The organism is Reyranella sp. (assembly GCF_965279465.1).
GTDB lineage: Bacteria > Pseudomonadota > Alphaproteobacteria > Reyranellales > Reyranellaceae > Reyranella.
Map to the genome: position 1 here is coordinate 1,578,093 of NZ_OZ257242.1, position 17,195 is coordinate 1,595,287.

Sequence of the window (17,195 nt, forward strand, 5' to 3'; positions counted from 1 at the left end):
ATCACACCGGCAGGATCGAGGCGACGAGCATCTGCGTATAGGCATGCTGCGGGTCGTCGAGCACCTGGTCGGTCAGGCCGTCCTCGACGACCTGGCCGCCCTGCATGACCATCAGGCGATGGGTCAGCAGCCGCGCCACGCCGAGGTCGTGCGTCACCAGCACGGCCGAGAGATGGAAGCGGTCGACCAGCCCGCGCAGCAGGTCGAGCAATCGCGCCTGCACCGACACGTCGAGGCCGCCGGTCGGCTCGTCCATGAACACCAGCCGCGGCTCGCTGACGAGGTTGCGGGCGATCTGCAGGCGCTGCCGCATGCCGCCGGAATAGGTCGTCGGCCGGTCGTCGAGACGGTCGAGGTCGATCTCGACCCGCGCCAGCCAGTCGGACGAGGTCTGGCGGATGGTGCCGTAGTGGCGCGCCCCGATCGCCATCAGCCGCTCGCCAATATTGGCGCCGGCGCTCACGCCCATGCGCAAGCCCTCGCGCGCATCCTGGTTGACGAAGCCCCATTCGGTGCGGGCGAGCAGGCGGCGTCGCGCCTCGCTGAGGCCATGGACATCGACCGTGCCGGCCGCCGCGGACTCGTAGGTGACCGTGCCGTCGTCGGGCGTCATGCGGCCCGCGAGGCAATTGAGCAGGGTCGTCTTGCCCGAACCCGATTCGCCCACGATGCCGAGCACCTCGCCGGGCCACAGGTCAAAGCTCACGTCGCGGCAGGCGATACGTCCCCCGAAGCGCTTGGTGATGCCGCGCGCGGAGAGCAGGGGGGCACTCACTTGGCAGACTCCCCTTGTCCCTGCTCGGCTTGGCGTTCCTGGCAGTAGTCGGTGTCGGAGCAGACGAACAGCCGCTTCCCCGCGTCGTCTACGATCATCTCGTCGAGGAACGATTCGCGCGAGCCGCACAACGCACAGCATTCGGACCAACGCTCGATCTCGAACGGATGGTCGTCGAAGTCGAGGCTCTTCACCGGCGTGTAGGGCGGCACGGCATAGATGCGCTTCTCGCGGCCCGCGCCGTAGAGCTGCAAGGCTGGATTGCGGTCGAGCTTGGGATTGTCGAACTTCGGAATGGGCGAGGGGCTCATCATGTAGCGCCCGTTCACCAGCACCGGATAGTTGTAGGTCTTGGCGATGCGGCCATGCCGCGCGATGCTTTCGTACAGGCTGACCTGCATCACGCCGTATTCGGACAGGGCATGCAGCGTGCGCGTCTCGGTCTCGCGCGGCTCGAGCATGCGCAGCGGCTCGGGGATCGGCACCTGGAACACCAGGATCTGGCCTTCCTTCAGCGGCGTCTCCGGCACGCGATGGCGGGTCTGGATGACCGTCGCCTCCTCGGTGCGGGTCGTGGTCGCGACGTCGGCGACGCGGGCGAAGAAGCGGCGGATCGAGACGGCGTTGGTGGTGTCGTCGGCGCCCTGGTCGATCACCTTGAGCGTGTCGTCGCGGCCGATGATGGCGGCAGTCACCTGGATGCCGCCGGTGCCCCAGCCATAGGGCAGCGGCATCTCGCGGCCGCCGAACGGCACCTGGTAGCCGGGCACCGCCACTGCTTTCAGGATGGCGCGGCGGATCATCCGCTTGGTCTGCTCGTCCAGGTAGGCGTAGTTGTACGCGCCGCCGTCCTGATGGCTATCCGGCACCGTCTTACTCCGCAGCTTGCTGCAGTCGCGCCTCGACCTCGGCGCGCAAGGTACGCACGACGACGAGCTCGGACTGGAAATCGACATAGTGCGGCAGCTTGAGGTGCTGCACGAAACCCGACGCCTCGACGCTGTCGGAGTGCGCCAGCACGAACTCCTCGTCCTGAGCGGGCGAGGTCGCGTTCTCGGACAATTCCTGGGCGCGCAGCGCGCGGTCGACCAGCGCCATGGCCATCGCCTTGCGCTCGGCATGACCGAAGGCCAGCCCATAGCCGCGGGTGAACTGCGGCGGCACGTCGTGCGAGCCGGCAAACTGGTTGACCATGTCGCATTCGGTCACGTCGATCTCGGCGATCTCGATCGCGAAGCCCAGCTCCTCGGGCACGAACGACACCGGCACGGCGCCGAAGCGGATCTCGCCGACGAACGGATGGTTGTTGCCGTAGCCGCGCTGGGTCGAATAGGCGAGGGCGAGCAGGAAGCCCTCGTCGCCGCGCGCCAGGTTCTGCAGCCGGACCGGCCGTGACGCGGGCAGGGTGAGCGGCGCGCGCGTGATGTCCTGATGCGTGCCGGCCTCGGCCGGAGGCGGTTCGAGCATGCCCTCGCGCTCGAGGATGTCACCGACCCGCGGCAGGTCGCGCGCCGCATCGACCGGCGCCGTCGGCGCGACCGGGCGCTCGCCGTTGGCCATCAGCGTGAAGTCGAGCAGGCGGTGCGTGTAGTCGAAGGTCGGGCCCAGCACCTGTCCGCCGGGCACGTCCTTGAAGGTCGAGGAGATGCGCCGCTCGGCGACCATGCGGCTGGTGTCGATCGGCAGGGTGTCGCCGAACCGCGGCAGGGTGGTGCGGTAGGCGCGCAGAAGGAAGATCGCCTCGACCAGGTCGCCGCGCGCCTGCTTGATGGCGAGCGCGGCGAGCTCGCGGTCGTAGCACGAGCCCTCGGTCATCACGCGATCGACGGCGAGCGAGAGCTGCTCGTCGATCTGCTGCAGCGAGAGTTCGGCGACGTCGCGCGCCCCGCGGCGCCGGTCGGCCAGCAGCTCGAGCGAGTGCTCGATCGCCGTCTCGCCGCCCTTGACTGCCACATACATGCTTCAGGCCTCCACGACGATGCTGCGCGGCAGCGCCAGGAGCCCGGCGCCGGAGGTGAAGACGAGGTCGACGCCGCACGGGAACAGAGCGTGATTGGCGACCCATTCGCTCCAGAACGAGTCGGGCAGCCCGGCGATGGCGATCTCGGTGCGCGACTCGATGCCGGGACCGCGGACCGTGCGCGACGCGCCACCGGTGAGCGACGGCACTTCGATCACGAGCGTGGCGGAGCGATCGGGATAGGCATCGGTGCCAATGGCGAAGCCGTCGAGCAGCGGCGTGCGGTCGGGCGTCAGCAGGGCGAACAGCGCGTCGGCCTCGCGCGGGGCGATCTGTGCGCCGGTGTGGAAGCGCACGAAGTCGCGGACGGCGGCGATATCGAAAGCGGGGGCGAGCCAGAGCGGCGTGTCGCGATCGACGAGCGTGAGAACGAAGGCCGTGGCCGCGTGGCTGAGCGGCCCGACGCCGGTCGGCGCTTCCGGCAAGGCGACGATCCGGCCGGGATGGGAGAAGGCGTCGAGCACCGTGCGGAACAGGCGCTGGCTGTCGTGCGACGGATCGGCGAGGCCGGGCGCAATGTCGGTCATGTGCCGGCTTCCCGGGCGACGGTGAAGAAATCGACCTTGGTCGCGGCGGCCTTGGAGGCGCGCAGCCGGCGGCGCGCGTCGGCTTCCGCGGCGAGCGGCGCCACGACCCGGTCTTCGATCCGGTCCTGCCACTCGGGCATCTGGCCCATCGCATCGAGCGCCGCCACGATCTCGGCCTGGCGCAGATGGCGGCCGCCGACATAGCCAATGCCGAGCTGGCCGGTCTGCAGCCGCACGGCGGCGCGCGTGACCGTCATCTCACCGGCGGCGAAGGGGGAACCCGAGCCGGAGATGCGGCCCTGGACCATGACCAGCCCGATCTCGGGTTGGCGCAGCACGCTATAGGACGGCGCCGGGCCCAATCCGTGCCAGAGCTCTTCCAGGCGGTCGGCGGGGGCCTTTGAGAGAACAGAAAGCCAGCGCTGGCGCCGGACTTGCGCCGCGTCGAAGGATGTCATGGGACACATGGGTACGCCTTGGGACGGGCGCACCATGCGAAGGTCGCGTTACCGATTGGCTTTCGAATGATGAAGTTATTGTGACGGCGCAGGCGTTCTATCCCCACGCGGTTAGGCGCCAAACATCGTGCCGCTTAGAGCCTGTGAACGATTGCCATTCAGACGTCTTTCCTTGGCCTTTGTTACTCTACCGCCTCATCCTGAGAGCTTGTGAAAAAATCGAATTAGCGATTCAAAGATGATCTCGCTTCCCACTTGCCTCACCCTGAGGAGCGCAGCGCAGCGGAGCGTCTCGAAGGGTGGCAACGCGCACGACCTTGCTAAACTCCGGTGTTTCCAGCACCGTTGCTACGTCCTTCGAGTCGCCATCCTTCGAGACGCTCCGCTGCGCTACGCTCCTCAGGATGAGGCGGGAGGGTTGCCAGACTGGTCATTTCCCCTCTGGCCAATAAAATCCACAAACTCTGAAAAGCGTAGCGCAGCGAATCGTCTCGAAGGATGGCAACACGCACTCCGCGGGCAGAGTTCATGATCCCAGCAGCTTTGCGCCACGTCCTTCTCGTCGCCACCCTTCGAGACGCTTCGCTTCGCTGCGCTCCTCAGAGTTTGTGAAAGAATAGTTTGGCGAGTTAAGGATGAATATTGCTACCCACTTTCCTCACCCTGAGGAGCGTAGCGCAGCGCAGCGTCTCGAAGCGTGGCAACGCGTACAACCTCGATAAAATGCCGAGATCGCAGCACTTTCCGTGCGTCCTTCGCGTCGCCATCCTTCGAGACGCTGCGCTGCGCTCCTCAGGATAAGGCGGAGGGGTAGCCAGATTGGTCTTCTCACTGCCGGCCGATAAATTCACAAGCTCTCAGGGTGAGGTTGGGTGGGTAGGCTGATCGCCTTCTCACTGACGGTCGAATGTCCACGCGCTAGTCTTGCTGCGCCTTCAGCTTCTCGACGTGCTCCGTCAGGTGACGGTGGAAATGGCCGATGGCCTGTTCGTAGTGGCCGAACGTGAAGTGGGTATTGGCACCCGACGCGAGTCCCGCCTGGATGGCGCAGGCCGCGCGGCGGTCTTCGGTCAAGCCGGCGTCCTGCACGAAATTGGCATCGCGCCTGGCCTCGGTGATATCGAGCGGCTTGCCGTTCTTGATCCGCGGGGCGAGCTGATAGATGACCCAGTGCGTTTCCGAGGGCGACACCGGTTCGAGGATGATGAGCATCGCGTGGCTCGACAGGAAGCTGACGTGCGTGTTGGGAAAGAGCTGATGCACGTCGGTGATGCGTCCCTGGACCTTCCATTCTTCGCGCGGCATCTGGCGCAGCTTCTCGATGCGGCGGAACGGAAAGACGATGCGTGAATTGCGGCCATGCAGCTCGACCACGTTCAGGTTGTCGTAGCCGTATGGATAGAACGATTGGCTGTGGAGAGCCTTGATGTGATAGCCCTCCATGGAGGTCTCGCCGATCAGCTTCCAGTTCGCCTTGTCGTCGAACTCGATCTTGTTGAACAGCACGTAGTCGGGCGGCAGGAGGTCCGGCACGTCCGGCAGCGGGCCGTCGGACAAAGGCGCCTCCTGCGTCACGAAGACGAGGCCGCCCTGTTCCTGCACCGTCACCGGCACGAGGCCGTGCTCGTCCTTGTCCAGCCCGGGAAAGCCGTCTTCGCCGGGAATGTGACGCAACGTGCCGTCGAGACCGTAGGTCCAGGCGTGGTAGGGACAGGCGAACGCCCGCTTGCAGCCTTCGCCTTCCTCGAGCTTCATGCCGCGGTGACGGCAGGCATTGCGAAAGCCGCGAACGATTCCGTCGGTTCCCCGCACGACGAGAAGCGGCGTGCCGACCGTCGTGCGCGCGATGTACGAGCCGGGCTCCGGCAGGGCAGCGGACGGACAGAACGCCATCGGCACGCGGCGCAGCACTTCCAGCTCGGCGGCAAAGCGTTCGCGCGAGGAATAATTCGCGGCCGGCTCGCGCCACACCGTCGTGCCCTTGTCCGTCGACTTGCCGTCGACATGGGCCAGGATGCGATCGACCAGATCGCCGTCATCGAGGAGCGTGCTCATCTGTTTCTCACCTTCAGGCGCCCGCGCCCCAGAACCGATTGAGGGCGTCCGCGTCGCCGTTGAACAGGTTGCGATCGCAGTGGCTGACGCCCTGCACGATGGTGGTCTGGTTGTAGGCGGGACGGCTCGCGCTTTCGTCACCCGCATATTGCCAGAGCCGCCAGCCGGTCGCGGTCCAGGCGAACGGGATCTCGGGCGAGTCGTGGTAATCGGCGACCCAGAGGCCGCAGCGCGCGAGGATCGAGTCCGGGGTGATGCGGGCGCCGAAGCTGAGGCCCGAATTCGGCAGCGGCTCGCCATTGGCCCAGGCCGGGTGCACGTAGACGACCGGCAGCCGGCCGGTCGCGTCGGCCACCGCCCGCACGAAGGCCTCGGCTTGGTCCAGCCTCATGGAGTTCGACGGATTGTTGTCATTCGCCTCGAGGTCCAGGGCGAGCAGGGTCCTGGGCCCCGGTCGCGACATGTTGAGGAAGAACGCCGCCTGCTGCGCTCCCGACATTTGCCCGGTGCCGTAGTGGTAGGTGCCCCAGAGCACTCCGGCCGCTTCGGCCTGCGGGCGTCTCGCGGCACAGGCCGAGTCCGCGTAGTCGCCGCCTTCGCTCGCCTTGTGGATGACACCGCGGATGCCGCTTTGGCGTACTTGCCGGAAGTCGGTGACGGTTACGCTGCGGCTGATGTCGATCACCGCATCCAATCCCATGGTGGCGCGGTCCGGCGGCGGCGGGGCGATGGGATACTGGTAGGCCGTCGAGGGAACTTGGCGCGTGCTGCATCCCGCTGCAACCGAAGCGGCCAGTCCCGTGAGAAGGTTCCTGCGAGCGATCATGATGTGACAGTAAGGCGTCCAGCGGGCGCGGCAAGTCCGGCTACACTTGCTCTACGGTCCCCGTGCCTTGCCATGGTCATGCTCTTCCGGACCGCGAGCCTCTGGCTCGCTCATGATCATGAGCGAGCCAGAGGCTCGCGGTCCGGAAGAGCATGAGCAGCCGTCTACGGCTTCCAGCGCAGGAAATTGCCGATCAGGCGAAGGCCGGTCGCTTGGCTCTTTTCCGGATGGAACTGCGTGCCGGCAAGATTATCCCGCCCGACGACGGCGGTGATCTGGCCGCCGTAGTCGGTGGTGGCCAGCAAGGTCTCCGGCCTGGCCGTCTCGAGCTGGAAGGAGTGCACGAAATAAGCATGGTCGTGCGGCGCGAGGCCCTCCAGCACCGGATGGGGCTTCAGCTCCAGCAGTTCGTTCCAGCCCATGTGCGGGATCTTGAGATGGTCCTTGCCCGGCTCGATCCGCACCACGTCGCCCGCGATCCAGTCGAGCCCGGCATGGACGCCGTACTCGACGCCGCGCGTGGCCATGAGCTGCATGCCGACGCAGATGCCGAGGAACGGCTTGCCGCGCTCGATCACCTCGCGCTGCAGGACCTCGACCATGCCCGGCACGCCGTACAGGCCGGCGCGGCAGTCGGCGAAGGCGCCGACGCCGGGCAGCACGATGCGGTCCGCGGCGGCGACCTCGTTGGGGTTTGCGGTCACCAGCACGCGCTCGTGCGTGCCCGCTTCGCGCGCGGCGCGCTCGAAGGCCTTGGCGGCGGAGCGGAGGTTGCCCGAGCCGTAATCGACGATCGCGACGGTCATGCTGGATGCGTGCCTACAGCACACCCTTGGTGCTGGGCACCGCCGTGGTCTGTCGCGGATCGATTTCGCAGGCGACGCGCAGCGCGCGGGCAAGGCCCTTGAAGCAGCTCTCGACGATATGGTGGTTGTTCTCGCCGTACTGGTTCCAGACGTGCAGCGTGAGGCCGCCGAGCTGGGCGAAGGCCTGGAACCATTCCTTGAACAGCTCGGTGTCCATCGTGCCGAGCTTGGGCTTGGTGAAGTTCACCTTCCACACCAGATACGGCCGGTTGGAGGCGTCGAGCGCCACCTCGGTCAACGTCTCGTCCATCGGGATCTTGGCGCTGCCGTAGCGGCGGATGCCGGCGCGGTTGCCCAGCGCCTGGCTGAGGCATTCGCCCAGCACGATGCCTGAATCTTCCGTCGTGTGGTGGTAGTCGATATGGAGGTCGCCCTCGGCGCGCAGCGTGATGTCGATCAGGCTGTGGCGGCTCAGCTGCTCCAGCATGTGGTCGAGGAAGCCGATGCCGGTCTTGATGTCGTACTGGCCGGTGCCGTCGAGGTTGATGGCGGCGGCGATGCGGGTTTCCTTGGTCTGGCGCGACACGAATGCCCGCCGCCCGCCCGTTCCGGGGGTGGCGAACTCGTCGGCAACGGCCGTCCGAGGAATGTCTGTGACGATGCTTTTCACGGGCTTCTTCTAGCGAAGGCGGGCCGCACGGTCGAGTGCGACCCGCGTCAGCACGACGCCGGCCAGCACGACCAGACCGCCCAGAACGCGCGCCGGGGTCAGCGGATCGCCGAAGAAGGCGGCCGCCAGCCCGACCCCGGCGACCGGGATCAGGTACATGTAGAGCATCACGCGGCTCAGCCCGAGCCGCTCGAGGCCGGCGGCGATGCCCAGGAAGGCAACGCCGACCGGGAAGATGGCGGTGTAGAGCCAGTAGGCGAGCAACCGGTCGCCGAGGCGGGTGAATTCGCTCAGGGAGTCAACGGCGAGCGCCACGGCCAGCAGCACGACCGAGCCCATCAGGGTCGTCCAGGCCATGACCCGCAGGGCGCCCAGGCGCAGGTTGAACGGCACGGCGCGGTCGACATAGACCGCCCAGGCGATGGCGGCGACGATCCAGATCAGCGCGCCGTCGAGAGTGCCGAACGAGAGCGTGAAGTCCGTCAGGCTGTTGTTGACCACCAGCACGACGCCGGCGAAGGCGGTGGCGATGCCGCTCCAGCCGAGCGCCGACAGGCGATGGCCCTGCATCCAGGCGAAGATCGCGGCGAAGGCGGTGGTCGTGGTCATGACGATCGCGCCGACGCTGGGCGGCGTGCGCACCATCGCGAGCCCCCAGCACGCCTGGAACAGGCAGACGCCGACCAGCGACAGCAGCAGCATCGGCAGCCAGTCGCGCCGTGGCAGGCCGATCGGCTGGCGGCGCAAGACCAGCACGGCGAACATGAACAGCCCGGCGATGACATAGCGCGAGCTGCTGTAGAGCAGCGGGCTCATGACGGCGAGCACGTCCTTGGCAAAGGGATAGCTCGATCCCATCAGCAGGGACGTTCCCAGCATGATGAGGTCACCCGTCCAGCGCCGGCTCATGTTTCCTCATTTCCGTCGATGACACGGGCGCCATCGAGACACCGCCTCATGCGTCTTCTCCTGCAGAGAAGCCAGATATTTGTCGTCGACCGAGCTCGCTCGAGCGCTGCCGACCTCAGCCTGCGAGGCGTCGATTGACAGCCGCGGCCCGTCGTGGCCCGCCTGTAGAGGGCGGCGATCGCAGAGCGCGCGCAGGTAATCGTCGCCCAGCCCCATGCGATCCATCGTTCCCGGCAAATAACCCTCGAGCACGTTGTCGGCGCTGCGGATGAGATCCTCCAGGATCCGCTTGCCCTCGGGCTTATTCAGGTCGAGCGATGTCGCGGAGCCCAAGACGAACGAGTTGGCGCTGAAGAAGTGCGTTGAACGTGCCGATATCGAACAGGCTGCGTCCTGTTTGGAGACGGATGTGAAGCATTTCAGCATCGGTTGGGATGTCCGCATCCTGCCCGAATGGTGGCGGTTGAACGGTGAGAGCATGCGAGGCATGGTGACGGGACCGCCATCTGCCGCCCCCCCCCCCCCGCAGCAGACGGTTAGCACCTCCTAACGGGCGAGGCCGGACAATGACCGAAACACGGATCGACCTGCTGTTCGGCAAGGGCCATCTGCCAGTCACGGTCCCGGCCGGCGTCCGTCCCACGGTCATCCGCAAGGGTGCGATGCCGAAGCTTTCGGACCCAAGAGGCGCCATCGCAACCGCGCTCGCCAGGCCGATCGGCGCGCCCGCGCTGGCGGAGCTGGCACAGGGGAGGAAGAGTGCCTGCATCCTCATCTGCGACATCACGCGCCCGGTACCGAACCGGCTGTTCCTGCGCCCGATGGTGCAGACCATGGTGTCCGCCGGCATTCCTCTCGGTGCCATCACGATCCTGGTCGCAACCGGGCTGCATCGTCCGAACGAGGGCGAGGAGCTCGCCGAGCTGGTTGGCGATCCCTGGGTGATGGCCAACGTGCGGGTCGAGAATCATTTCGCGCGTGACGAGGCGATGCATGTCGACCTCGGGCGCACTGCGACGCGCGGCACGCCGATCGGGCTCGACCGCCGTTTCGTCGAGGCGGACCTGCGCATCGCCACTGGCCTGGTCGAGCCGCACTTCATGGCCGGCTGGTCTGGCGGTCGGAAGGTGATCGCCCCCGGCGTGGCGCATCACGAAACGATCCGTACCTTCCACTCCGCCCGTTTCATGGAGGATCCGCTTGCCGTGCAGTGCAATCTGATCGGCAATCCGCTGCACGAGGAACAGCTCGAGATCGTTCGCCGCCTTGGCGACTGCTACGCGCTGAACACGGTGATCGACGAGGACCGTGACCTCGTGCACGTGACGTTCGGGGAGGTCATCGAAAGCCACATGGCGGCCGTCGACTTCGTCACCGCATCCTGCAAGATCGGCATGGAGCGCCGCTACAAGACGATCGTCACGTCCTCCGCCGGCTACCCGTTGGACAAGACCTACTACCAGACGGTGAAAGGCATGGTGACGCCGCTCGATATCCTGGAGCCTGGCGGCACGCTGATTATCGCCTCCTCCTGCTCCGAAGGGTTCGGCTCGCCCGAATTCCGCGAGGCGCAGGCCCGTCTGGTCACCTTGGGGCCGGAGCGTTTCCTCGCCACGCTGACGTCGAAGTCGCTTGCGGAGATCGACGAGTGGCAGACCGAGATGCAGATGAAGGCGATGCGGCTGGGCAGGGTCGAGCTCTACACCACCGGCCTCGACGACGAGGAGCGTCGCATCACGGGCGTCACGCTGACGCCCAGTGTCGATCGTGCGTTGCAAGAGGCGATCGCGCGCCACAACGATCCGAACGTCGCCTTCATTCCCGAGGGCCCCTACGTCGTGCCCGTCTTCGCCGGCGCATGACCCTCGCCATCCGCCTGGATGCGGTGGGCGGCATCGCGGGCGACATGTTTGCCGCCGCCTTGGTCGACGCCTTGCCGGATCTGCGCGGCCGCGTGCTGGCAGATGCTGCCGCCGTGCTGCCGCCCGGAACCGGCACCCCGGTCTTTACGCCCGGCACCAGCGCCGGCCTTCACTGCCTGCGCTTCGGGCTTTCGGCTGCCGTCGCCGACCAGCATCACCACCACCACCACCACCACCACCACCATCACGCCCATGCCGGCTTTCGCGACATGGTGGCACGCCTCTCCGCCGCGCCGCTCAGTCCGGGCACTGCCGTGCACGCGACCGCCATTCTTCGCCATCTGGCCGAGGCCGAAGCCGCGATCCATCACGTGCCGGTCGACGAAGTGCATTTCCACGAGATCGGCGACTGGGATTCGCTGATGGACGTCACGGCGGCGGGCAGCATTGCGGCGGCCCTCGAGGGTGCGCGCTGGAGTGTCTCCGCCCTGCCGCGGGGCGACGGCCTCGTGCGCACTCGCCATGGGCTGCTGCCCGTGCCCGCGCCGGCGACGGCGCGGCTGCTGGAGGGTTTCATCTGGCGTGACGACGGTATCGGAGGCGAACGTGTCACGCCGACCGGCGCGGCAATTCTCCGTCATCTCGTCGACACCGCGGCGGCCCGGGTGGCCGGTCGCCTGCAGGGCACCGGCACCGGAGCCGGCACACGCGAACTCCCGCATCAGCCCAATATCCTGCGCGCGACGCTGTTCGAGGCTGCGGCGGACGGGCCGAATGAGGAAGACATTCTCGTCCTCAGTTTCGAGATTGACGATATGTCCGCCGAAGAGATCGGCGTCGCAGCGGACCGGCTGCGTGCCGCCGGTGGTGTCCGGGACCTCGTGCTCATCCCCGCCATCGGCAAGAAGGGACGGCCGGTCCATACGTTTCGCCTGCTTGTCGAGCCAACCGCGCGCGACGCCGTCGCCGACGCATGCTTCATCGAAACTTCGACCATCGGCCTGCGCTGGCAGGCGGCACGCCGCGCTGTGCTGCCGCGTGCGAGTGCGGATGCCGGCGCGGTGCGCGTGAAGACAGTGACACGGCCCGCGGGTCCCAGCCATAAGGCGGAGAGCGATGACCTTGCCCACATCGCGGGACTCGAAGCCCGCCGCGCCGCCAAGCGTAGGGCGGAGGAGCCATGACCGAGCTGGAATCCATTCTGGCGGACCTGCCAAACCTCGCGATAGCGGTCAGCGGTGGGGTGGACAGCATGACGCTCGCCCATGCCGCGCACCGCGCCGGCTTGCCCGGCTTGCAGGTCGTGCATGCGCTGTCTCCCGCCGTGCCGGCAGAGGCGACGGTCCGCGTGCGAGACCATGCGACCCGCTTCGGCTGGCGGCTCACGGAAGTGGACGCGGGTGAATTCGCCGATCCTGAGTACCGCGCCAACCCGGTCAATCGCTGCTATTTCTGCAAGACCAATCTCTACGCCCGCATCGCACACGTGACGGCGGGGCCGATCGCCTCGGGCGCCAATCTGGACGATCTTGGCGACTACCGGCCTGGCCTGATCGCTGCGGCCGAACACCGCGTCCGCCACCCGTTCGTCGAGGCCGGCATGGACAAGGCCGCCGTGCGTGCCCTCGCGCGCGATTTCGATCTTGCCGACATTTCCGAGTTGCCGGCGCAGCCCTGCCTTTCGAGCCGCGTCGAAACAGGCATTGCGATCAGCGCCCGGGACCTCGCCTTCGTCGCGCGCATGGAGCGGGCGCTTGCCCCCCACGTGCCGCAAGGGACGGATCTCCGCTGCCGCGTCACCCATGGCGGGATCGTCGTCGAGGCTCCGGAACCGGACGACGCGATGCGGCACATCGCGGATGAACTGTGCGCCGGCGAACGCCGCCGCTTCCTCGGCTTCCGCCCCTATCGCCGCGGCGCCGCTTTCCTGCACGGACGGGCGTGAGCGACTTCGTCCTCGACTGGGACCGCGAGGCGCGCACCGGGGTTGCCGAGGCTGTGCTTTGCGAGCCGAAGACGCCAGCACAGATTGCCGCGATCCTGGATACCGCGGCCACGAACGGCGCGCGCTTGCTGCTCACGCGGCTCGCGCCGGCGCAGCACGACGACCTGCCGGAAGCGCTGCGCAGGCAGCTCGACTTCGACGCGCACTCCCGAACGGCGATCCTCGGTGGGCCGCATCCCGGCCCACCGGTCGAGGGCATCGTGATCGTCGCTGCCGGCACGGCGGACCTCGGACCGGCGAATGAGGCGGCGCGCACGCTGGCCTTCCACGGGCACGCCGCGCCGGTGATCGGAGATGTGGGGGTCGCCGGGCTGTGGCGGCTCACCGCGCAGATCGGCAGGCTGCGCGAGGCCCGCGTCATCATCGTCGCGGCAGGCATGGAGGGAGCGCTGTTCAGTGTCGTTGCGGGCCTGGTTGCTGCCCCGGTGATCGCGCTGCCGACATCCGTGGGCTACGGAGTTGCGTCCGGCGGTGCAGTGGCACTCAATGCCGCGCTGTCGAGCTGTGCCCCGGGTGTCATGGCGATGAACATCGACAACGGCTTCGGTGCCGCGGCGGCAGCGATCAAGATCCTGGGAATCGCGCGCCGATAGTGGCCGCCCGCCGACCTCGGCGCCCGGCGCGCTGGTGATCCGCGAGATTTGAGAAGAGTGTGAGGAGCGGTGTATGTCGGGTCGGATCGCCTACAAGATCATGTCGGCTGCGGAGCTGCAGCAGATGCAGCGTGACGGTGTGTTCCTTGGCTCGCCGGTGGATGTGGCCGATGGCTACATCCACTTGTCGGATGGCTCCCAGGTTGCGGCGACACTCGACCGGCACTTCGGCGGGGTCGAGGGCTTGATGCTGGTGGCGGTGGACCTGTCATTGCTGGGCGACAGCGTGCGTTGGGAACCCGCTCGCGGGGGAGAGCTGTTCCCGCACATCTACGGCCGCTTGCCGATGGAGGCCGTGGTAACCGTCGGAACGGTGGAACGAACCGCGGACGGCGCGATTAAATTGCCGGCTTAGTTAGCGGCGCCGACGTCGAGCGCCATCTGGGGGATCAGGCGGACAGACGAGACGTCCAATCGGCGATGGAATCGCCACTGCTCATGTCGGACCGGACCAGCCCGTCGATCATGAAGGTCGGCGACACATGGATCCCGTTCTGCCGGGCATACTTGCAGTGCCATTTTACTTCGCGGTCGAGGTCGGGGATCGCAAAGGCCCCGGCAAGCGCCAGGCCGCTGTAGCTTTCTATGCGCCGGATGATCTCGCTGGGCGTCGTCTCGAGATTCGGCCCGCCGCAATGACGATCGAATTCGAATTCTTCACGATGAGTGGCGACCGCTGCCATGACCGATTTCGCGGCTGCCTTGCCGTTTTCCAGCGTCGAGGCTGCCAGGATGCAACGCACGATAACGCCCGAGTACATGTGCCAGGGCTGTGATTGAAGTCGCAGCTTGACGGTGAGACGGTCCTCTCCGACCTGGTCGAGCAGCGCGTCGAGCTTGCCGAGTGCCCTTACGGAAAACGGGCAGGTCGGCTCCAGGAACACCTCGAAGACGGTGGGGCCGTGTCCCCAAACGAGTGGATCAGCACGCCAATTGTTAACCATGCAATTTTCCTATCATGAAGGATCTGGCTTTCTTCGACTGCCGATCGTCCCGCCGTCGGGTGGACCGCTCTGTGCAGCCATCACACGACGCCGGCCGCGCGCAGCTCGGCCACCTGCTCGGCTGTCATGCCGAGCACCGACGAGAGAACGCGCTGGGTATCCTCGCCGTAGTTGGGACCGGAGCGGCCGAGCAGCCCGCCGGCGTAGGCCGGGCTGCCGTCGAGGCGCGCCGGGAAGCCCTTCACCGGCCAGGTGCCGAGCTCGGTTTGCGGCAACTCGACCAGCCAATCCAGATGGCGAAGCTGGGGATCCCTTTCGTAGCGGTCCTCGGCCGTCTGGCAGAGTCCGGCCGGGACCCCTGCGGCCTGCAGACGGGCCATGAGATCCACCCCGTCAAAGCCGCCCGTGGCACCGGACATCAGCTCATCAAGAGCGTCCTCATTCGCGCGCCGGTTCGATAGTCCGTCGAACCGCGGATCGTCGAGCCATTCGGGATGGCCGAGCCCGGTGGCGACCGCGCGCCACTGGTCGTCGGTGAACGCGGCGATCGCGATCCAGCTGTCCTCGCCGCGCGTCCGATAGGCGCCATGCGGCGCGGCGAGCCGATAGGGCGAACGGTTGCCGTATCGTGACCAGCGGCGGCCATTGACCGAGTGATCGAGAATTGCCGTTCCTGTCAGGAAGATGCCGACCTCCGCCTGCGAGGCGTCGACGTGGCAGCCGCGGCCCGTCGTTGCCCGCCTGTAGAGTGCGGCGAGCGCAGCCGTCGCCATGTTGTACGCGCCGAACCAGTCGAGATACGAGTAGCCGATGCCGGCGGGCGGTCGAGGTTCGGGCAAGCCGGACATGTCGCTGATGCCACTGAATGCCTGCGCTGTCGGACCGAAGGCACGGGCCCGACCATAGACGCCGTGCTGGCCGAACCCCGATTGCTGGAGATAGATGATGCCCGGATTGAGCGCGCACAGGCGATCGTAACCCAGTCCCATCCGGTCCATCGTTCCCGGCGAATAGCCCTCGAGAACGATATCGGCGTTGCGGATGAGATCCTCGAGGATCCGCTTGCCCTCGGGCTTCTTCAGGTCGAGCGATATCCCGAGCTTGCCGGCATTGATCTCCATGAAGGAGCCGCTGCGATTGAGCGTGTCTCGCGGCGGCGTCGGCATCGTGTCCGTGGCAGCCTGCCGCTCGGCCCGTCCGCCGAGCGGACAAGCCGCCGCCCCGAAGCGCATGCCGTCGGCGCGCGACTCGTGCTCGACCTTTATCACCTCGGCGCCCAACGCCGCGAGGTAACGTCCCGCGCCGGCGCTGGCGAGCATCCAGCCGAGATCGACGACCCGGACTCCGGAGAGCGCGAAGGGCTTGCCTGTGGGGCCTGCCTTGGTCGGCCCGCGGGCCAGACCGCAATCGGGCGACAGCGACGGCACTTTTCGCGGCACCGCCCATTCCTCGACGACTGCGCGCGTGTGCTCGCCCAGCCTGGGCGGTCGTTGCGCCGATACCGCCCAGGGAGCATCGGGACTGTACCAGCGGGCGGCGACGTAGATGTGCGACGCGCCGCTCTCCGGATGCGGCACGCTGGCGAAGATGCCTCGCTGGATGTAGTGCGGGTCGCGGGCATTCTCCTCGGGCCGCCGCACGGGCGCCCATGGCAGCCCGTTGTCCTGGGCATCCCGCCACAGGTCGGCATCGAAATCCAGGCTGGCAGCAAGGCGATCGACCAGCTTGCCGACCTTGCCTTCCGTTTCCGCATCCAGCTGGCCCTCCTTGCCGAGGCCGTCGTCCATTCCATACTTGCCAAGAACCTTGATGGTCCCCACCAGCGCGTCCGAGGAGTAGGTCGCCGTGGCGCGAAGATAGGTCTTGTACGGCAGGAGATACCGTCCATCCCGGGTTCGGGCGAGAGCCGGCAGGCTGTTCGACGGCATCGAATGCCGGCAGGTCTGTCGAAAATGGCGCTGCCGCAGGAATATCCAGTTCGGCAGGTCGACCTCGGTATTCATGCTGACCGCCTCGTGGATGCTGAGGGACAGCTGCTGCCCCTCGCCGGTCCGCAGGCGGTGCGCGAGAGCGCCGAGCAGCGCGATCACGCTCATCTCGCCGGAGATGTGATAGGCATGCCACATCTGCGGCGCGATCGGAGGCGTGTCGTAGCGGCCGGACGAATCAGGGTCGTAGCCGCAGTTCATCATGACGCCGCCCAGCGCCAGATGAACGAGATCGCTGCCTTTGAAATCGGCCCACGGGCCGGTATCCCCGAACGGGCTGATCCGCAGATAGATCAGTCGCGGATTGGCCGATCGCATTCGTTCGAAGGCGAGGTTTCGGTCCGCAAGATAGCCCCGCGGACGCGCATCCAGCACGATGTCGGCCGCGGACGCGAGCTGCAGGAACGACTCCTGCCCGTCGGGTGTGTCGAGATCGACGACGACGCTGCGCTTGCCGAAGTTGTAGTGCCAGAAATGCAGGCTCTCCTCGGGTGACGGCACATCCCCGCGGAAAGGCCCGATGCGCCGCGTCGCCTCGCCTTCCGCAGGCTCGACCTTCACGACGTCGGCGCCCAGGCCTGCGAGCACCCGGCCGGCATACTCGCCCGTCTCGTCTGCAAGCTCGAGTACCCGGACGCCGTGGAGATAAGAACCCTCGTTTCGGCCAGTGTCAGCCATGCGCGTCTCCCTCTTGTCG

The 17,195-nt window shown here is 67.0% G+C and carries 18 protein-coding genes; 5 read left to right on the forward strand and 13 right to left on the reverse strand.

Annotation, left to right across the window (positions count from 1 at the left end; all coding sequences use genetic code 11):
• Position 1 precedes the first annotated feature (1 nt).
• The 11 genes from phnK to ACQY8M_RS07690 form a co-directional block, all read right to left on the reverse strand.
• Positions 2 to 775 (reverse strand): phosphonate C-P lyase system protein PhnK, encoded by a 774-nt coding sequence (gene phnK, locus ACQY8M_RS07640; RefSeq protein WP_428670482.1) that lies wholly within the window; start codon positions 773 to 775, stop codon positions 2 to 4.
• A complete protein-coding gene (locus ACQY8M_RS07645) occupies positions 772 to 1,578 on the reverse strand; it encodes an alpha-D-ribose 1-methylphosphonate 5-phosphate C-P-lyase PhnJ (protein ID WP_428675334.1) in 807 nt (268 codons plus the stop codon). The genes phnK and ACQY8M_RS07645 overlap by 4 nt, the downstream gene beginning before the upstream one ends.
• A 70-nt stretch (positions 1,579 to 1,648) precedes the next feature.
• Complete coding sequence (locus ACQY8M_RS07650) at positions 1,649 to 2,734, reverse strand: carbon-phosphorus lyase complex subunit PhnI (RefSeq protein WP_428670484.1); 1,086 nt, start codon at positions 2,732 to 2,734, stop codon at positions 1,649 to 1,651.
• A gap of 3 nt (positions 2,735 to 2,737) precedes the next feature.
• Entirely contained in the window at positions 2,738 to 3,322 is a 585-nt protein-coding gene (gene phnH / locus ACQY8M_RS07655) for a phosphonate C-P lyase system protein PhnH (protein WP_428670486.1), read from the reverse strand.
• Positions 3,319 to 3,780: a phosphonate C-P lyase system protein PhnG gene (gene phnG / locus ACQY8M_RS07660; protein WP_428670488.1), complete on the reverse strand. Its 462-nt coding sequence runs from the start codon at positions 3,778 to 3,780 to the stop codon at positions 3,319 to 3,321. The genes phnH and phnG overlap by 4 nt, the downstream gene beginning before the upstream one ends.
• A gap of 918 nt (positions 3,781 to 4,698) precedes the next feature.
• The gene (locus tag ACQY8M_RS07665; RefSeq protein ID WP_428670490.1) at positions 4,699 to 5,835 is read right to left on the reverse strand and encodes an aromatic ring-hydroxylating oxygenase subunit alpha; all 1,137 of its coding nucleotides are present in this window, start codon (positions 5,833 to 5,835) and stop codon (positions 4,699 to 4,701) included.
• A 13-nt stretch (positions 5,836 to 5,848) separates the two neighbouring features.
• The gene (locus ACQY8M_RS07670) at positions 5,849 to 6,661 is read right to left on the reverse strand and encodes a glycoside hydrolase family 25 protein (RefSeq protein ID WP_428670492.1); all 813 of its coding nucleotides are present in this window, start codon (positions 6,659 to 6,661) and stop codon (positions 5,849 to 5,851) included.
• Positions 6,662 to 6,825: 164 nt separating this feature from the next.
• Positions 6,826 to 7,467 carry an imidazole glycerol phosphate synthase subunit HisH gene (gene hisH, locus ACQY8M_RS07675; RefSeq protein ID WP_428670494.1) on the reverse strand — a complete coding sequence of 214 codons (642 nt, stop codon included), beginning with the start codon at positions 7,465 to 7,467 and terminating at the stop codon, positions 6,826 to 6,828.
• A gap of 13 nt (positions 7,468 to 7,480) precedes the next feature.
• Positions 7,481 to 8,053, reverse strand: a complete 573-nt coding sequence (gene hisB / locus ACQY8M_RS07680) for an imidazoleglycerol-phosphate dehydratase HisB (RefSeq protein ID WP_428675335.1) — start codon at positions 8,051 to 8,053, stop codon at positions 7,481 to 7,483.
• A gap of 93 nt (positions 8,054 to 8,146) precedes the next feature.
• A complete protein-coding gene (locus tag ACQY8M_RS07685) occupies positions 8,147 to 9,046 on the reverse strand; it encodes a DMT family transporter (RefSeq protein WP_428670496.1) in 900 nt (299 codons plus the stop codon).
• A 6-nt stretch (positions 9,047 to 9,052) separates the two neighbouring features.
• A complete protein-coding gene (locus ACQY8M_RS07690; RefSeq protein ID WP_428670498.1) occupies positions 9,053 to 9,472 on the reverse strand; it encodes a CoA transferase in 420 nt (139 codons plus the stop codon).
• 140 nt (positions 9,473 to 9,612) lie between these two features.
• Between ACQY8M_RS07690 and larA the strand changes: the two genes are divergently transcribed.
• The 5 genes from larA to ACQY8M_RS07715 all read left to right on the forward strand — a co-directional run bounded on the left by larA (position 9,613) and on the right by ACQY8M_RS07715 (position 13,921).
• Positions 9,613 to 10,908 carry a nickel-dependent lactate racemase gene (larA, locus tag ACQY8M_RS07695; RefSeq protein WP_428670500.1) on the forward strand — a complete coding sequence of 432 codons (1,296 nt, stop codon included), beginning with the start codon at positions 9,613 to 9,615 and terminating at the stop codon, positions 10,906 to 10,908.
• Positions 10,905 to 12,092: a LarC family nickel insertion protein gene (locus ACQY8M_RS07700; protein ID WP_428670502.1), complete on the forward strand. Its 1,188-nt coding sequence runs from the start codon at positions 10,905 to 10,907 to the stop codon at positions 12,090 to 12,092. The genes larA and ACQY8M_RS07700 overlap by 4 nt, the downstream gene beginning before the upstream one ends.
• The gene (locus ACQY8M_RS07705) at positions 12,089 to 12,853 is read left to right on the forward strand and encodes an adenine nucleotide alpha hydrolase (protein WP_428670504.1); all 765 of its coding nucleotides are present in this window, start codon (positions 12,089 to 12,091) and stop codon (positions 12,851 to 12,853) included. The genes ACQY8M_RS07700 and ACQY8M_RS07705 overlap by 4 nt, the downstream gene beginning before the upstream one ends.
• Entirely contained in the window at positions 12,850 to 13,506 is a 657-nt protein-coding gene (larB, locus tag ACQY8M_RS07710; RefSeq protein ID WP_428670506.1) for a nickel pincer cofactor biosynthesis protein LarB, read from the forward strand. Before ACQY8M_RS07705 ends, larB begins: the two co-directional genes overlap by 4 nt.
• Positions 13,507 to 13,579: 73 nt before the next feature.
• Positions 13,580 to 13,921: a DUF952 domain-containing protein gene (locus tag ACQY8M_RS07715; protein WP_428670508.1), complete on the forward strand. Its 342-nt coding sequence runs from the start codon at positions 13,580 to 13,582 to the stop codon at positions 13,919 to 13,921.
• A gap of 34 nt (positions 13,922 to 13,955) precedes the next feature.
• Here ACQY8M_RS07715 and ACQY8M_RS07720 read toward each other — a convergent pair whose 3' ends face one another.
• Both ACQY8M_RS07720 and ACQY8M_RS07725 read right to left on the reverse strand, forming a co-directional pair.
• Positions 13,956 to 14,510 (reverse strand): DsbA family protein, encoded by a 555-nt coding sequence (locus tag ACQY8M_RS07720; protein ID WP_428670510.1) that lies wholly within the window; start codon positions 14,508 to 14,510, stop codon positions 13,956 to 13,958.
• A gap of 80 nt (positions 14,511 to 14,590) precedes the next feature.
• Complete coding sequence (locus ACQY8M_RS07725; protein WP_428670512.1) at positions 14,591 to 17,176, reverse strand: CoA transferase; 2,586 nt, start codon at positions 17,174 to 17,176, stop codon at positions 14,591 to 14,593.
• Between the last annotated feature and the right edge of the window lie 19 nt (positions 17,177 to 17,195).

Excerpts from the sequence above, each read along its gene's own strand:
- ACQY8M_RS07645 (WP_428675334.1), bottom strand. The coding sequence starts at position 1,578 with ATGATCCGCCGCGCCATCCTGAAAGCAGTGGCGGTGCCCGGCTACCAG.
- ACQY8M_RS07650 (WP_428670484.1), bottom strand. The coding sequence starts at position 2,734 with ATGTATGTGGCAGTCAAGGGCGGCGAGACGGCGATCGAGCACTCGCTC.
- phnH (WP_428670486.1), bottom strand. The coding sequence starts at position 3,322 with ATGACCGACATTGCGCCCGGCCTCGCCGATCCGTCGCACGACAGCCAG.
- phnG (WP_428670488.1), bottom strand. The coding sequence starts at position 3,780 with ATGACATCCTTCGACGCGGCGCAAGTCCGGCGCCAGCGCTGGCTTTCT.
- ACQY8M_RS07665 (WP_428670490.1), bottom strand. The coding sequence starts at position 5,835 with ATGAGCACGCTCCTCGATGACGGCGATCTGGTCGATCGCATCCTGGCC.
- ACQY8M_RS07670 (WP_428670492.1), bottom strand. The coding sequence starts at position 6,661 with ATGATCGCTCGCAGGAACCTTCTCACGGGACTGGCCGCTTCGGTTGCA.
- hisH (WP_428670494.1), bottom strand. The coding sequence starts at position 7,467 with ATGACCGTCGCGATCGTCGATTACGGCTCGGGCAACCTCCGCTCCGCC.
- ACQY8M_RS07685 (WP_428670496.1), bottom strand. The coding sequence starts at position 9,046 with ATGAGCCGGCGCTGGACGGGTGACCTCATCATGCTGGGAACGTCCCTG.
- ACQY8M_RS07690 (WP_428670498.1), bottom strand. The coding sequence starts at position 9,472 with ATGCTGAAATGCTTCACATCCGTCTCCAAACAGGACGCAGCCTGTTCG.
- larA (WP_428670500.1), top strand. The coding sequence starts at position 9,613 with ATGACCGAAACACGGATCGACCTGCTGTTCGGCAAGGGCCATCTGCCA.
- ACQY8M_RS07700 (WP_428670502.1), top strand. The coding sequence starts at position 10,905 with ATGACCCTCGCCATCCGCCTGGATGCGGTGGGCGGCATCGCGGGCGAC.
- ACQY8M_RS07705 (WP_428670504.1), top strand. The coding sequence starts at position 12,089 with ATGACCGAGCTGGAATCCATTCTGGCGGACCTGCCAAACCTCGCGATA.
- ACQY8M_RS07715 (WP_428670508.1), top strand. The coding sequence starts at position 13,580 with ATGTCGGGTCGGATCGCCTACAAGATCATGTCGGCTGCGGAGCTGCAG.
- ACQY8M_RS07720 (WP_428670510.1), bottom strand. The coding sequence starts at position 14,510 with ATGGTTAACAATTGGCGTGCTGATCCACTCGTTTGGGGACACGGCCCC.
- ACQY8M_RS07725 (WP_428670512.1), bottom strand. The coding sequence starts at position 17,176 with ATGGCTGACACTGGCCGAAACGAGGGTTCTTATCTCCACGGCGTCCGG.